The organism is Bacillus cereus group sp. N31 (assembly GCF_016483245.1).
GTDB classification, from domain to species: Bacteria; Bacillota; Bacilli; order Bacillales; family Bacillaceae_G; genus Bacillus_A; species Bacillus_A toyonensis.
On the sequence record NZ_JAEHCH010000011.1, the window covers coordinates 47,984 to 64,768 of the forward strand.

The window sequence follows — 16,785 nt, forward strand, 5'->3', positions numbered from 1 at the left end:
TGTAAGCTGCTCCTACTTTACGGTACATTTCGTTTGAAAGACATTTACGTATCTAAAAGCTAAGAAGTATCATTGAATATATTTAAATTATTCAATACCAAATAATAAGCATCTCTTGTTAAAAGGGTTACTATGTTTTAAATGAGTAAATACTTTATACATAGCTTTTGAGTAATCCGATTTTAGTTTTTTGAAATTTAGTATGCAGCACTGGAAAACAGGTTAATTCACTATAGCTGTCGAATATTCTGTGCTTAGTTATCTCCAGACTGATATACTATAAACACAATCGTTCTAGAAGGGTGATGATATTATGTATGAACAACAAAATAATAGGGATAGAGATCAAAAAATGATGTTTTCTATGCAAGGAATACCCACAAATAAAGTTAACATGAATCAGTTACCTAAATGGATTAGAATTTTCGGCTATTGTGCGTTTGGTTGGATGATAGTATTTAGTTTCATTATGATTATAGGTTTAATTCTTCAATAACTATACAGATAAACAATTAAACGGGACGGTATTTAGATCATATATCTAGGTAATGTCCTGTTTTTTATATATAATTCCTCATTGATATAGTTAACCGGTCATAACAAAAAGAACTTGTAGAGTATGCTACAAGTTCTTTTTCAAATATTGTTAAAAAAGGAACAACAAACTATCTTAACATTCAATACAGGGAGACCATTTTGATTATGGCTTGGTTTTATTGTATATCAATTATTAATATTTGAAGAAACCAATTTTCGAAAATTATGTGAATTAAAAAACTAGAGTGTTTATATTAAATTTCGTTTACTATTAACTTCTTCTTACTTAAATAAACTGCACGATCTGATTTTTTAGCAACTTCCTGTGAGTGCGTCACAACAATAATACATTTATTTTCTTTATGTGCAAGTTCTTGAAACAGTTCTATTATATCCATTGCCGTTTCTGCGTCGAGGTTTCCTGTTGGCTCATCCGCAATCAGTAAATCAACATCACAAGATAATGCTCGAGCAATTGCTACACGTTGTTGTTGCCCGCCACTTAGTTGCAAAACGTTACGTTTCGCTTCTACTTCTGTAAGTCCTACCTTCTCTAATAATTCTAATGCCCTTGCAGTTTTATTTTTCACTTTAACACCTGTAATTTCCATAGCTGTTAGGACATTTTGAAGAGCGGTCATATAGGTAATCAAATTATAAGATTGGAAAATTACAGATACATGTTGATTGCGGTATCGATCCAAACCAATTTTCCGAATATCTTTTCCATTATACAGTACATAACCATTTTTAGGGACATCCAGTCCACAACCTAAACTCAGAGTTGTAGTTTTACCAGATCCAGATGGTCCTAAAATCGTGTAGAAATGCCCTTTTTGAAAAGAAAAATTAACATTATCTAGTATCGCTACATTTTTGCCATTACTTTCATAATAATAGTCCAAATTTTTAAATTGTAAAATCGTTTCCATATCGAGCCTCCTTATTCATCTTTTAAAAGAATTTGTTTAGGGTTTAAATGTAGAATAGATAATGCTGGAAGAAGCGTTGCTAATATAGCAATAGCTAGTCCTATCCCTCCCATTTTGCCTACATCTTCTCCTGTTACACTTACATCAATTTTATCAATCGGATCCTCTTTTTGATTTTGTACATTTCCACCAGGTCCAGACATCATTACAGTCCCATTTTGCGGAGTGTTTGTTTCTTCGCTTGCTGTAGCAACTTCACTTGAAAGTAAATTATCCCCTATATATTGAGAAACTTTAGCTCCTGTTGTTATGGATAATCCAAAAGATAAAATAGCGATACATACTACTTCTACTACGAACTGCGCCATCAGCTTCCACTTTTTTTCTCCAATGGACAATAGAATCCCCATTTCTTTACGACGTCCTTTAATCGATAACATAATGATTAATCCTAATATAATCGCACCTGCAATTGATACAATATAAATAATCATTTGAGAAGTAGATGAGATATTTTCGATAGGCCCAATCATTTGTTTGTACAATGAATCATGTGCATCTAATTTATAGTAATTAAAATTAATCTTAGATTTTTTTGCTTCTTTTTTAAATGCTTCAATGTTTTGTGGGTCTTTCAAGAAATAAACGACTTGAATGCTACTTATACCTTGATCTACTTCAAATTTTTTCATAGTTGAATGCGGCATATATAGTTTATTAGCTGGATCCATTATAGGAGGGGCCTGTTGACCCATTGCTTGCTCATTCGTTTCGTAAATACCGATAATTTCAACCTCGAGGGTTTCCTTCTTATCCCCTGATTGCACTTTAACTTTGTCTCCTACTTTCAAATTGTTTAATTCCGCAAATCGTTTTTCCATTAAAGCTACATTCTGATCTTTCATCTGTTCTGTAATTGGTTTCCCATCAATGATTTTACTTTTTCCGTTCTTAAAGCTTTCTTGTAATGCAGTCTTGCGAACTCCCTCAATCATAAAGGAAGCATTCATATCTATTTCTGTACCGGAGCTTGAACCGCCTCGTACAGCCGCCATTCCCGCTTTACCCTTTCCTTCTTCTTCTCCTTCTGAAGCTCCTACTAGTTTAAGTCCATCCGAGATTCCGAATGTATTGCTTATGTAATTATAGTCTTTTACATACTTTGACTTCGCTAATTGATCTGCTTCTTTCGTGTTGAGCTTCGGTGGATTAGGCATCTCTCCAGTTTTCTGAGCCTGTTGACCTAATTTGTCAAAATCAAGACTTAAAGTAACATCTGCACCTAGTTTTTTTCTTGCTGCATCCGCAGCTTTTTTTGATGCATTTTGGATTGTAAATCCTGCCAACACTAAATTTGTAACAATTAGGAAGACTGCCATCAAAATTAATGATGTTCCTACTCTTTTTTTCATACTGAGAATTGCTCGTTTCATAAAGTTTATTTTTTCTTACCTCCTTGATAACTTATATTTTATATAGATTATCTAGAGTCTATATGGAGCTAATCGGTAGTTTATCTAGAGATATAAGGAGTTTATGTGTAGTTATGCAATGACTTAGTCAAGAACTATTGGTAAGGAGGTAGTCTTATTGGTTAAGATTCATTGAATGAGAGCATAAAAATCTATGCTTATTATGTAATTTCTATAGAGCAAATTAAAAGCACCCTATTTGAATGGTTATATGTGTGTTTGTTAAATATGAAAATCTATTAATGAGTTGGTCGGATTTTTTAATAATAATATTGTGTTAAAAAGCCTAACATATCATTTTATAAGTTAGGCTTTTATGTTATCTATAAGAAAAAGTTATAGAGACTCATAATATTTTATAATTTAACCTATTGTATTTAAACAAGTAAAATAAAAGTAACAGGTGCATACATTAAGGAGGTTTTTTAATAGTGACAGAAATTATAACATTTAGGATTGCTACGGCAGATGATTTAGATGATATTGTAAAAATGCTTGCTGATGATGTTTTAGGAAATAAAAGAGAGCGCTATGAAACACCACTCCCTGATAGTTATATAAGAGCATTTCATGCTATTGATTGTGATCCAAATAATGAGTTGATTGTAGCGTGTGATGGGACGGAGATTGTTGGTCTTCAACAAATTACATTTACGCCTTACATTGCACGTCAAGGGGGTTGGAGAGCTACAATTGAGGGTGTACGGACAGCCTCATCAAAACGTGGTAAAGGTATAGGAACTAAACTTATTAAATGGGCTATTCAACGTGCTACATTACGGGGATGTCATTTAGTACAGTTAACAACAGATAAGGAACGACAAGAAGCTTTGCAATTTTATAAGAAATTAGGATTTAAAGATTCTCATGAAGGATTAAAACTTTTTCTTTAATGAATATTGTTATTTATATAGCAAAAAGACGCATATTGTAAGGTTCATTGACTATCGGCTTCGAAAACTATAGTAACTATCACTGTATAAAATATACAAATTGACACATTGTTTATCATATAAATTACATCACTTCAAACGGTGTATCTTTTGATACGAAAATAAGCAAGTTAATGTTCTCTCATATGAATGAGAATATTAACTTGTTTTTTAAATTGTAGTATAAATTATTTATGGTTTTATTATATTATTAGTTTTATAATATACAAATTCATCACCTGGTTTTATACTTCAATCACGTAATATTGGGTAAAAAGAATATTTTTAATTTAATATACAGCATAAATAAAACATAAATTTTGTCCATGTTTTAAATAATATGTATTTTGGAGGAAGTTAATTTGATTTTTTCAAAACTCATTGATCGATACGCCTTGTATGATTTGCACAAAAAAAGAAGTGGAGAGTTTCAATATACTTCTCTTTCTAACACCGCACTAGATATAAAGGACATAGAATTTTTTTATAAAGTACAACCATCTAATATTCATTTTAACATTAAGCATGCAAAGCAAGAAAAGGAATACATGGTTGGACAGTTCAAATATAAAAGCTCGGTTCAATCTGGTGATTCACGCAACGATTCTGTAACTGGGGAATTATTTTTACATGAAAACGAAGATGCACCTCATGTCATCTTCGTTCACGGTTGGAGAATGGATTCTAACGAACGTGTAAAAAAAATATTTCACGACCATATGACTAACTTGAAGTGGAATATGTATTATTTTACTCTACCCTATCATTTTGAAAGAAAACCCAACCAATCCCTATTCAGTGGAGAGTACATGGTAAGTGCTAATATTGAACGAACTGTACAAGCCACTAGACAAGCGGTAGCTGATTTACGAACTTTGATTAAATGGATTAAAGCAAATAAAAATGGTCCCTTGATTTTAATAGGAATCAGTTTAGGTGGGGTTATTACAAACCTAACAGCTCTTGTTGAATCAGACATTGATGTATTGGCATCCATTTTCTACGCGAATCGACTTTCATATTCAATTTGGAAGACAAATCCAGGTAAATTCATTAGAAAAGATTTGGAACATCATGGTGTAACGTATAATGATTTAATAGATTATTGGAAAATCACTGAACCGAGTCAAGCATTACCAAAAGTGAAAAAAGAAAATATTTTATTAATTTCAGGCAAGCACGATCTATATGTGCACCGTGAGGATACGGACTACTTGTGGGCATCTTGGGAAAAACCTACTCGATATATTTATACATGTGGGCATGCTGGGATTGTTCTTAAACGTAAAAAAATTGCAACTGATACTATCAATTTTATTCAGAATCGATTGAACCCCCCACACTTTCCCAATGTGATGCTTTAAAGTAAGAGATTACTAAGTACAGGATTTTATACTTATAATGTTTTATTTTATACTGAGCTCATTTTTAAATCTTTCTATTGTCATCTCCCTTAACCTTGCATGATTGGAAAATGATATAGAATTTAGGATGTAACTATGAAATAACTCGCCATATGGAAAAGCGCTACTTATTCACCAGATATTATTGTTGTTTACCCTGTTTATGCAATATTACATATAAAATGCTTTATTTGTTCTGTTATTATTTTAAGAGTAAATTCATTTACACCATCCATATCTACAGTTATGGAAACCCTAATTACATATAAGAAAGAGAAGAACACTGGTGAGTTCTTCTCTTGTTGTTTATCTTTTTTATTAAATTGTAATATAATTACAGTATGTGAAATTATACTAATTTAACTTTAAAAGCGAAGTGAACATAATCGTCACTTCGCTTTTTGCATGTACAATCCTTATTACATGTACTCAATTCAGTATATACTTCCACATGACTTGCTTTTAATTAATCGGTTTCGCTGTTTTTAAAACGAATGAACTTAATGCAGGAACTTTAATTTTATTATTATGGACAACATAAAGTGTTTTACTACCTGCCTGCTTACCATCTACTAGTACTTTCCAAGGACCTTTCGATGGCAAAGTTATGTCAACGGATTCTCTATTTGCATTGTGAGCCACCATAAAGTTTTCATTTTTATTCCCATTGCCCTTTCCATCTATTGAATAAGCTATAACATTTTTGGGAGCATCTATAAATGATATATGCTTTTTAATTTGCTCAGTAGATGTCATTCGAAAAGCTGGGTACTTTTTTCGTAAATCTATTAAGCCCTTCATATAATCTACTTCATTATTATATGCTGCACGGCGTAACCAATCCATCTGGTTAATCGAATCAGGAGATTTGTAACTGTTATGATCACCATATTTCGTGCGCATAAACTCTTGCCCTGCATGTAAGAATGGAATCCCTTGTGATGTTAATAAAATCGAAGAAGACAATTTGTGCATTTGTTTTCGCACTTCTTCACTATCACCTGGATTAGTTAACTCAAGTTTATCCCATAATGTATGATTGTCATGTGCTTCCACATAAGTTAGCACCTGCTCTGGATCTTGATAGGTAGACGACTTTGTATCATAGTCAATACCTGCTGTAATGCCTTTTTTAATACGATCTTCCATGTTTTCTTTTCCATTTACAAAACCATTTTCTTTCTCCTCAAATACACTACCTTTCAATCCATCACGTATATTATCGTTAAAATGAGCAATCCCTTTCATTTTCTTCGCATTTTTTTGATTTGCTTTCAACTCAGCTGCAAGAGGTGTATTTAAATCCCAACCTTCCCCATGCAGAATAATTGAAGGGTCAATTTGATTAACAGCTTTACGTATTTCATTCATCGTTTCATAATCATGAATGCCCATTAAATCAAAACGGAATCCATCTAAATTGTATTCTTTTGCCCAGTATGTTACAGAATCAACCATAAATTTCCTCATCATTTTTTGTTCTGAAGCAGTATCGTTTCCTACTCCAGTTCCATTTGCAAATGTTCCATCTTCATTGTATCGATAATAATAACCTGGAACTAACTTATGAAAATTAGATTCAGCCGCATTATACATATGGTTATATACTACGTCCATTACAACACGAAGGTTATTATCATGTAGCACTTGAATCATTTGCTTTAATTCAGTTATTCGAGCAGTCGGCTCATAAGGATTTGTAGAATAGGAGCCCTCTGGAACGTTGAAATTTTTCGGGTCATATCCCCAGTTGTATTGTGGTTCATTTAAAGTTTCTTCATTGACTGATGCATAATCAAATATCGGTAAAAACTGAACGTGCGTAACACCAAGATCTTTCATATGATCAAGTCCTGTTTTTACACCTTCAGGCCCTTTTGTTCCTTTTTCTGTTACCCCTAAATATTTTCCTTTCTGTTTAATGCCACTTTCAGGTTGGATGGAAAGATCGCGTACATGCAATTCATAAATAATAGCATCTTCCGGATTTTTAAATTCCGGTTTTTTATTTACTTTCCATTTTTTCGGATTTGTTTCGTTTAAATCAATGACTACACCTTTATCTCCATTTACAGAAGCAGCACGCACATATGGATCAACTGCTTCAGTCCATTTATCCCCAATTTTCACCTTATACGTATAAAAGAGACCTTTTTGGTTCCCTTTAATTTCTGCTTTCCAAGTTCCCTTTTCACCTTGTTGCATGTTTATTTCAGTACCTATTTTATCGTTCCATTTTTTATATGTAACTAACTTTGCTTCACTCGCAGTAGGAGCCCATACACGGAATTTTGTATGTTGCGGGGAATATATATTCCCTAGATCGTTACCACTATAATAAAATAATTTATCAAACTCTTCGCTACGAATGACTTTACCGATTTCAGTATTCGTATAAGCTAAGTTTTCTATTTTAACTTTGTATGTCTGTTTTAAATCAATTTTCTGTTCTGTAATTATTTTCACCTTATTAGTAATATCTCCACTGTTTATATCATAAGGAGTAATATTCTTAATTTTAATGCCTTCAATTTCAATTTTCTTTTCCTTAATATTAAACGGGACATTAGTCGTTACAGTAATTTCATGGAAACTATCAATAGTTGCTTTTTGAATTGAGAGATCCGATGAAGGCTTAGAGTTATATACATTTTCATCACCCGAAAGAATCCATACTTCAGCACGACCGTCCTTTATATTTTCAATCCAACGATCCCCACCATCTTTTTCCCATTCATTTGTTCGAACTATAAATCCTACACGATTATAGTCACCGTCTATTTTTATCTTAGCGTATTTTCCAAATTCATCTTCACCAGTAAATTCATAAGATGTACCATTCGCATTTTCTCCCCATAACCAAAGATTCCAGTCTTTTGTATTTCCAAGCTTTTCTTTGTAATGAATGATAATTTCAGTTGTTTTCGAATTTGAAATTGCCTTCACACTCTGAAAGGAGAAAACAGATGATAACATAACGATTATGGAAAGTAATAAGAATGATTTGTTAATTAACCTTTTTGTAATTTGCACCACATACACCCTTTCTTCAAATATTACTAGCGATTTATTATGCTTACACTGAATAACACTGCTTAAATTAATCTAGAAATCTCTTTTAATTCACCTCCATATTGTCTATTTTCACCTATGTATTTCAATGACCTTTTAATACGAAAGCGTTTGCATTAATACTTAAAAAAATAGATTTGTGTATGCCCTCATATATTTGTAAATGCTAAAAGGTCAGGGAAATCATTTTAAAGCAATCGTTTGTTATCGCTTTCATTTTATAGACTTTCTATCAAGAGGTCAATATATTATTAATTTTCTGTTTTTACACACTTTAAACCTTATTTATTTGTCGTAACTTCTTACAGATAACGCACCTAATTATTGCTTAGTCAGTTTATTTTCAACAATACATTGCTACGTAAAAAAACAGCTAATATCCTTAAAATGATATTAGCTGTTTTTTCATAATGTATTAATATATGAATGATAACTATATTTCTAAATTACTTAATTTTTGCTGCATCAAATGCTTTTTGAACTGCTTGAACTTCAGCTGTATTCGCACCATATTTATTAGTTGCCACTCGAATACATGCTGATCTCAATTCTTTGAAATTAGAAGTCATGTTTAACTCATCTGTATTTGCATAATAGAAAATATCAAACATTTTATCTTCACCAATTCCTTTAACAGTTACTCCGTTATGAGTTCCGCCTTTTGCAATGAGATACGCAACTTTATTAATAATGCTTGAATTAAAATGAACGCCGCCTTGATCCCAGCCATTAAAATCGTTAAATTCACTGTAATCATCTGGATAAGGTACTCCAAGTGAAGATGGCACAGAAGCTGGGTTTTCCATATCACGGAAAACAGATCCGGTTTGTTCTCCCATTGTCCAGTTAAATGTTCCGTTATTTACGTATTTCTCAATAGATGTTCCCATAATATCAGATAGCGCCTCATTAATCGCACCAGATTCACCGTAATATTCAAGATTAGATTCGCTAGAAGTAACAGCATGTGTAAATTCATGTCCAGCTACGTCATATGCTTTAACGATAGGATCGCCATATACAAGCATACTTCCATTATTAGCACTTAATGCATTCTGCCAATTTTTCGGATCGTTCGTATCTTCAGAATCCCAAGCATGTACAACTGAAACTACCTTTTGTCCCTTATTATCAAAACTATTACGCTTGTATTTATCTTTATAAAAATCAAATACCTTTGTTGCTAAGTAATGAGCACTTACTGCTTTTGGATCGTTAAATGTTGTTGAAGTACTAGTTGCTAATGTACCAGGATAATAGCTTTCTTCTTTAGTAATATCTTTGTAATTCACATCATAAGTTTCAATTCCTTGCCCTCTTGTATAATCAGCAAGTGCATATTTGCCATTACTTTGTTTAGAGATACCAAATGAACGATTAATACCTAAATCATCTTTTCCTGTTCCGGTTAATGATGTAAGACTGCTTTGTTTACTTTTCTTTAAAGCTCCAACTAGTTTGTCACTGGCTTTTAAGTTAGATTCTTGTACCATATTTTTTAACATATCACCATTTTGTGCATTTACTAAATAAGTACCAGAAACATAGTTTGGTGTGGCAGCTTCAAAGGTAACTTGGTATGCATTTTTAGCTTGTCCATTATTTTCATCAACAAAAATAACCTCTTTAATTTCTGGCTCAGTAATAAACTTGATATCGTTCCCGTACTTCGTATAAATAAATTGTTTTGCTTCATCTTTTGATAGATTAATAGATTTTTTCAATTCTTCTTGTTTTAAATTTTGCGCGCTATCACCTGAAACACTTTTAATAACACCATTATTATCTACGTGTGCAGTTAATTGATGGCCATATACTTCTTTTCCTTCGTATGTTTGCTGCATACGTACAAGTGTAGTTCCATCATACGAACCACGTTTTTGAAGGACTTTATAATCTACTCCTGCTTCTCCATTGACTTGTTTTTGGGACAGAGCTTGCTCTGTTTTCTCCTTAAGTGCATCCTTTACTACATTTTCTGGTGTCTTTTGTGACGGTTGTGTCAGTTCACCCGAACGGAACGATTCTTCCTGAATTTGAACTTGTAGTTGATCTGTTTCCTCTGCATGACCTACCCCATATGGTGCCACAGCTGTTAAAGCTAATCCTGTTGTTAATGCTACCTTAGTTAATGTCTTTTTGTTTTTCATTATTTCACCTCGTATAATTTTTGAAATAGAAAGCTTGTACAAAGTATACTGTCTATTTCTGTCGGAAAAAAGAGAAAATACACAATTCATGTAACATTATGCAAAATTACATAAATTGTGGTCAATATTATAAATAATGAACGGAACACATATGTACATTAATTTGAATAAAAGAGAGTCCTTATAGGCGCTCATCCAATTGGTTAGTTATTAATTATCTATATTCATTCTAATAAAAGTATACTTACCTCTAAATAACAACATAAAAACCCACTCTTAACTATTTTAAGAGTGGGTTTAATGCTATTAAAATAACAATTACTATAAGAAACCTTATAATTTATATTTTTTTAGTAATCCTACTAAGTTTTTTATAAAATTCACCTTTTGTCTTTGCATGATTAAACTCATTTGGATTAATATTTGCTTTTTGCGAGAGTGCTACAATCTCTTCTTTTGAAATTGAGTCTTTAGTATTTATAGATGCTATATTTGTGTATTTTCCGTCTTCCGTTTTTGGAATTTCTAAAATCCCTTTATTCACAAGATCAACTACAGCCTTATGCTCTGAAGAATGTAAATCTACACCAGTAATTTTCCAATTACGCATAACTTTTGGTGTGTATACACCGTTCTTTACCTCTTTTAAATATGTAATAGCAAGGTTACGGATGGTTCCACCTGTTTCTCCAAATGCATTCTCTTGTTTAGATGACCAAATTTGTTCAAACTTACGCCCCTCTAAAGCTCCCCCTTTTGCCTGAAGAGCCTCCATTCTATATGCATTCATTCCTAGCGTCATAACATCGCTCATTTTGATTGGTTTGTTTGTACGAATAGAGCGTAAATTTGTAATTCTGCTTCCATATGGTTTTGTTAAGTCAATTTCGTATTTTACCCCTCCAAAGAAATCGTTCGTACTGTATTTAGATGCACGGCGGGTTTTATCAAAGCTAACTGTTACATCTCCGGCACGAGATGAATTAAAATATCCTGCTGCCCATTCCATATAGTCTTTTAAATCTTTTCCAGTTATCTTGTAAACTGTAATTTCTCCCAAAGCATATTGATAATTATACGCAATATCTTTCTTCTTTATAGACCCTATATCCAAACGGGCAGAATCATTATCAATTTGATGGGCTACTACATCTGCTTTACTGTAGTAGAGCATGACTTCATGAAAGAAATCTGATAAAGGTGTTTCTTGAATCTGAACACTTGGAATACCCTTTATTTCATTTTCAGGAACAAGGTTTCTCCCCTTTAATTGAGCAACTACAACATTTGCATCTCCTCTTGCATACTCATGAAAAGGTGTTAATGTTTCTTCAAGTGCAGAATCAGATAATACTGTTGTTCCATCAGCATTTTTTACAGGTATAGCGGTAGCTGTTTTATCTTTTAAAACAAGCTTTCCATCTTGCTTTGTAAAAGTAAGGTCAATACGTGAAATATGCGTTCCATATTTATCTGGTTCTGTAATAATTACGCCATTTACAACTTCTTTTTTTACAAGTTTATGCATATGAGCCGCAAAGATAGCGCTTAGTTCCGGACAAGCATTCGCAATATCTTGAACACCAGTACCTGGGATTCCATTCTCATTTTCTAGTCCCATATGCATAACCCCTACCATTACATCTACTTTACCTTCTAATTCTTTAATTGCCTTTTTTGTCTCTTCTACTGGATTTTTCACTACTAAACCATCCAAATGATCTGTCCCTTTTTCAAAATCACTAATCATTGGTGTATTCATACCAATAATCCCGACTTTAATTCCACCTTTTTCAACAATCGTATATGCAGGAAGAAAACGCTCTCCATTTTCCTTATAAATATTTCCTGCTAACGTCTTTCCTTTATATTGCTCACTAACTTTTTTCAATGTATCTAATCCAAAGTTGAATTCATGATTTCCAAATGCCCAGGCGTCATATCCCATTGTATTCATCGCTACCATCATTGGCGATTGTGGCTTATCGTTGAATAATTCTACTGAGTTTCCTTGAATTGTATCCCCGGCATCTACTAATATGGTATTTGGATTTTCTTGACGGACCTTCTTTATAACCGTATAAAGCTGCGTCAAACTTCCACTCATATTTGCTCCATCAAGCGCATAATCCCAAGGCATAAATCTACCATGAATATCTGCAGTACCTAACAATGTAATGTTAACATCAGATTCCTCAGCCTTAGAAATAGCTGGTTTGACTGTTACTGCTGTTACAAGAAGCATAAGAATAATAAAATAGCATACATAGTTCTTCCATTTCATTTTTTGCATAATAACAATATTTCTCCCCTTTTTGTACTGGCATAAAGTTGCTTGAACTTTAAAATGTAACTTATTATTCGGAAAAATTCAACTACAAAAGATAATTTTGGAGGTGGTTTTACTGTGAAAATATAGAGAATAAAATGTATATTTCCCCTAACAGAATAGTATGTTATCGTTTTCTAACAAAACACTTCTGCCTCCAACGTGTGAAGAGCGTTAAACCAACGGTAGATGTATATGTATTTTCAAAATTTTGGACATATAACTCATTTTCGGATTTCATTGCCAATTTACTTCCTTCTATATGAAAATACTGAGATCACTTCCAAAAATAATAACCCCGCTCTTCATTTAAGACGGGGTTACACTTATACAGCAAATCGGATTCAGTTTTTTTCGAATGTTCGTTTCCTCTTCGGGAGTAAGATCTGCTAGTTTCGTATTTTCTTCTGCTTATTAGTTGCGTTCAACTACATTCATCATAATTTTAATCAGGATTTGAATTTTATCACTCGAACCCTTGATACTATCCCAAATCGCCCAATAAAAAGATAATGATTTTTACTTTTCAACTTCACAAAGCAATTTTATCTCTTTGATTTGTTCTATATGACGCTGTTCATGCAAATAGATCAGTTCTATCCACTGATCTAGAAGTAATTCTCCAAGAGCTGGATGCATCACTGATTTTTTCGCTAATATAGATTCATCTTCTATTGTACGCAGGAAACGCATCAATTCTTTTCTAGCGTTGTTTAACAAATCAATCATTTGCTGTACTTCAAATGTTTCTATACTTGGTTCAATCATTTCTGGAGCTATAAATTTTATCGATCTATCTAATACAATATCGTGAATTTCTTTACGCTCATTTTGGATACTATCCATCTTTTTTAATCCTGACGAAATAACTGTTATAACTCTCTCGTCTAATAAAACTAAGTGATGACAAACTTGTGCTATACTCCATTTATCCTGATCTGGTTTTCTATTAAATTGAGCATCACTTAACAAAGTAATTTCCTCAAATAATTGCTTTCTCGTTTCATCAAACTTGTCATTTACAAATGTATTCATGTGAATTCTCCTTTCATTAGAACCTACATACTTAGATTCCTACGTTAGAAATATTCTCTATAGAAAAAAGATTTTCCTTCACTACTATTTCAATCAAATCTTTTCTTGCTTTAATAGTTTCTCTAATTCACGACGAAATATATGCGTTTTCTCAACATCCTTGAGGTTTTCATGTGCTACAGCTACACCATAATATTTTCCACTGAATCCTTTCGATACAACTACGTAAAACGTTCCTAATTATCAATCTAGCATTAAGTAAATGTAAAAAATCACCCTATTTATTCATTTTTCATGCGTATGTATGTACATTTGTTAATTTATTCGATATATTATGGGTATTGAATGATTACGAAAAGATAATAGGTCGCTCGTGTAACACCTTATATTTTTATATCCGTGAAAACTGCAAAATGTATGAAATTCCATTTGTCAAATGAATTTAATGCGGAAGGAGGTTTGTGGTTACTTCATCGGGATATAATAATCAGTTTTGAACTGATAAAAATATAGGAGGCGACATAATGTTTCGTACGATTTCAAATTTCATGAGAGTAGCTGAGATAAGAAACAAAATTCTTTTTACACTAGCGATGCTAATTGTTTTTCGAATTGGCACGTTTATTCCAGTTCCTCATACTAACGCAGAGGTATTAAAGGTACAAGATCAAGCCAACGTTTTAGGTATGCTAAACGTATTTGGTGGAGGAGCATTGCAACACTTCTCGATCTTCGCTGTAGGTATTACACCATATATTACAGCTTCCATCATAGTACAATTACTACAAATGGACGTTATACCTAAATTTTCGGAATGGGCAAAGCAAGGTGAAATGGGCCGTAAGAAGTCAGCTCAATTTACTCGATACTTTACAATCATTCTTGCATTCATACAATCCATTGGGATGTCTTATGGTTTTAATAATATAGCAGGTGGGCAATTAATAACAGATCAAAGCTGGACTACATACTTATTTATTGCGACAGTTTTAACTGCAGGTACTGCATTTTTACTTTGGTTAGGTGAACAAATTACCGCTAATGGTGTTGGTAATGGGATTTCAATGATTATCTTCGCAGGTCTTGTTGCGGCAATTCCGAATGTTGCTAATCAAATTTACTTGCAACAATTTCAAAATGCAGGCGATCAATTATTCATGCACATAATAAAAATGGTTTTAATTGGACTTGTAATTTTAGCGATAGTTGTTGGTGTCATTTACATTCAACAAGCTGTTCGTAAAATACCGATTCAATACGCAAAAGCTGTATCAGGAAACAATCCATATCAAGGAGCAAAAAACACTCATTTACCTCTAAAAGTAAATAGTGCTGGTGTAATTCCAGTAATCTTTGCTTCAGCCTTTTTAATGACGCCGCGTACAATTGCGCAGCTCTTCCCTGATTCAGGCGTATCCAAATGGTTAGTCGCAAATCTTGATTTTGCACATCCAATTGGAATGACGCTTTATGTCGGTCTTATCGTTGCTTTCACATACTTCTACGCATTTATTCAAGTAAATCCTGAACAAATGGCTGAGAATTTGAAAAAGCAAAACGGTTATGTTCCTGGTATTCGTCCTGGTAAAGCGACAGAGCAATATGTAACCAAAATTTTATACCGTTTAACATTTATCGGTGCAATTTTCTTAGGTGCAATTTCAATATTACCACTCGTATTTACGAAAATTGCTACGTTACCACCTTCTGCTCAAATTGGTGGTACAAGCTTACTTATTATCGTCGGTGTAGCACTAGAAACGATGAAGACGTTAGAAAGTCAACTTGTGAAACGTCATTACAAAGGGTTTATTAAAAAAGTGAATTAATTATAAAAACACAGTTGGTTATTTTCCCAGCTGTGTTTTTGATTTTACTAGCCCGGTAATATACAGGGCCGTTACATTATCCAACTACATTTCCTTCTCTAATAACCGTCCTTGTTTGAAATAAGTCCGTAGTGTTGAACGATTGGCCAAAAATACACCTATCAATATGAAACAAGCACCTATACCCATTGCAGGATTTAATGGTTCTCCTAATACAATATATCCTACAATAATTGCTATTAATGGTGATACATATAACCACGTCGATGGGAATACAGGATTTGTTTTTGATAAAAGCCAGTAATATAATCCGTGCCCACCAATTGATCCGATAAATATGAGGTATAAAATAGGCCACTGTACGCTCCATGAGGTTAATACAGTTACATTCGGCTGCTCTACTATGAATGATACGATTAGTAGCAAAATCCCTCCATAAAACATTTGAATACCATTAATAAGAAATGGTGATACACTTCGTAAATCCGAAAGTATTTCTTTTGAGCGAATAGAACCTATTCCGTAAAATAACTCCCCTACTACTAAAATAATACAAGCAATACTCCATATGAAACTTACTTCTTGATGCATTCCTGGTAAAGAAACAAAAACAACACCTATTAACGCAATAATTAAAGCGAAAAATTGCTCCTTTTGCAATTTTTTCTTATTTCTTCTTGCTTGTAATAATAAAATCATCATAGGACCTGTTGCAGAAAGTACAGCAGCTAACCCAGAAGAAATATATTGTTCAGCCCAGTACAAAGATGCGAATGTCATGAACGTTAAACAAAAGCCAGCATACATAATACGTTTTGAAAATACATGCGGCATAATTTCTTTTCGCTTCAACTTAAATATAAACATCAAGATTACTCCTGCTAAAAAGAAACGAATTCCTGCTGAAAATAATGGAGGCGCTCCTGCTTCAATTCCGATTTTAATCGTTAAAAATGTTGTGCCGAAAATAATACATACTAAAATATAATTGAAAATGACCATTTTTCTTCCTCCTTTTTACTCTTAACATGAGTATAGAGGGTTTCGTGTATAACAGTGTATCTATGCTTATAACAGTTACATCAAATTGTAGT

Annotated in this window: 11 protein-coding genes; 4 read left to right on the forward strand and 7 right to left on the reverse strand. The window is 32.9% G+C overall.

Annotation, left to right across the window (positions count from 1 at the left end):
- Positions 1-313 precede the first annotated feature (313 nt).
- On the forward strand, positions 314-496 hold the full coding sequence (locus tag JDS81_RS15300) for a hypothetical protein (RefSeq protein WP_000273227.1): 183 nt from the start codon (positions 314-316) through the stop codon (positions 494-496).
- A 295-nt stretch (positions 497-791) separates the two neighbouring features.
- On the opposite strand, the gene JDS81_RS15305 is transcribed toward JDS81_RS15300, so the two are convergent.
- Positions 792-1,469, reverse strand: coding sequence for an ABC transporter ATP-binding protein (locus JDS81_RS15305; RefSeq protein WP_097952566.1), 678 nt, complete (start codon positions 1,467-1,469; stop codon positions 792-794).
- 11 nt (positions 1,470-1,480) lie between these two features.
- Entirely contained in the window at positions 1,481-2,911 is a 1,431-nt protein-coding gene (locus tag JDS81_RS15310) for an ABC transporter permease (protein ID WP_097952564.1), read from the reverse strand.
- A 461-nt stretch (positions 2,912-3,372) separates the two neighbouring features.
- Here JDS81_RS15310 and JDS81_RS15315 point away from each other — a divergent pair, with 461 nt between their 5' ends.
- Both JDS81_RS15315 and JDS81_RS15320 read left to right on the forward strand, forming a co-directional pair.
- Positions 3,373-3,834, forward strand: coding sequence for a GNAT family N-acetyltransferase (locus tag JDS81_RS15315; RefSeq protein WP_097952562.1), 462 nt, complete (start codon positions 3,373-3,375; stop codon positions 3,832-3,834).
- A 401-nt stretch (positions 3,835-4,235) separates the two neighbouring features.
- Complete coding sequence (locus JDS81_RS15320) at positions 4,236-5,237, forward strand: alpha/beta hydrolase (protein WP_097952560.1); 1,002 nt, start codon at positions 4,236-4,238, stop codon at positions 5,235-5,237.
- Between the two features lie 501 nt (positions 5,238-5,738).
- Here JDS81_RS15320 and pulA read toward each other — a convergent pair.
- From pulA to JDS81_RS15340, 4 genes are all read right to left on the reverse strand, one after another.
- Complete coding sequence (pulA, locus tag JDS81_RS15325; RefSeq protein ID WP_097952558.1) at positions 5,739-8,309, reverse strand: type I pullulanase; 2,571 nt, start codon at positions 8,307-8,309, stop codon at positions 5,739-5,741.
- 485 nt (positions 8,310-8,794) lie between these two features.
- Positions 8,795-10,498, reverse strand: coding sequence for a M4 family metallopeptidase (locus tag JDS81_RS15330; protein WP_097952556.1), 1,704 nt, complete (start codon positions 10,496-10,498; stop codon positions 8,795-8,797).
- Positions 10,499-10,838: 340 nt separating this feature from the next.
- Entirely contained in the window at positions 10,839-12,791 is a 1,953-nt protein-coding gene (locus JDS81_RS15335) for a bifunctional metallophosphatase/5'-nucleotidase (RefSeq protein ID WP_097952554.1), read from the reverse strand.
- 555 nt (positions 12,792-13,346) lie between these two features.
- Positions 13,347-13,862 (reverse strand): DinB family protein, encoded by a 516-nt coding sequence (locus JDS81_RS15340; protein WP_097952552.1) that lies wholly within the window; start codon positions 13,860-13,862, stop codon positions 13,347-13,349.
- Between the two features lie 524 nt (positions 13,863-14,386).
- Here JDS81_RS15340 and secY point away from each other — a divergent pair.
- Entirely contained in the window at positions 14,387-15,691 is a 1,305-nt protein-coding gene (gene secY / locus JDS81_RS15345) for a preprotein translocase subunit SecY (RefSeq protein ID WP_000490108.1), read from the forward strand.
- An 84-nt stretch (positions 15,692-15,775) separates the two neighbouring features.
- On the opposite strand, the gene JDS81_RS15350 is transcribed toward secY, so the two are convergent.
- A complete protein-coding gene (locus tag JDS81_RS15350) occupies positions 15,776-16,693 on the reverse strand; it encodes a DMT family transporter (protein WP_000234344.1) in 918 nt (305 codons plus the stop codon).
- Between the last annotated feature and the right edge of the window lie 92 nt (positions 16,694-16,785).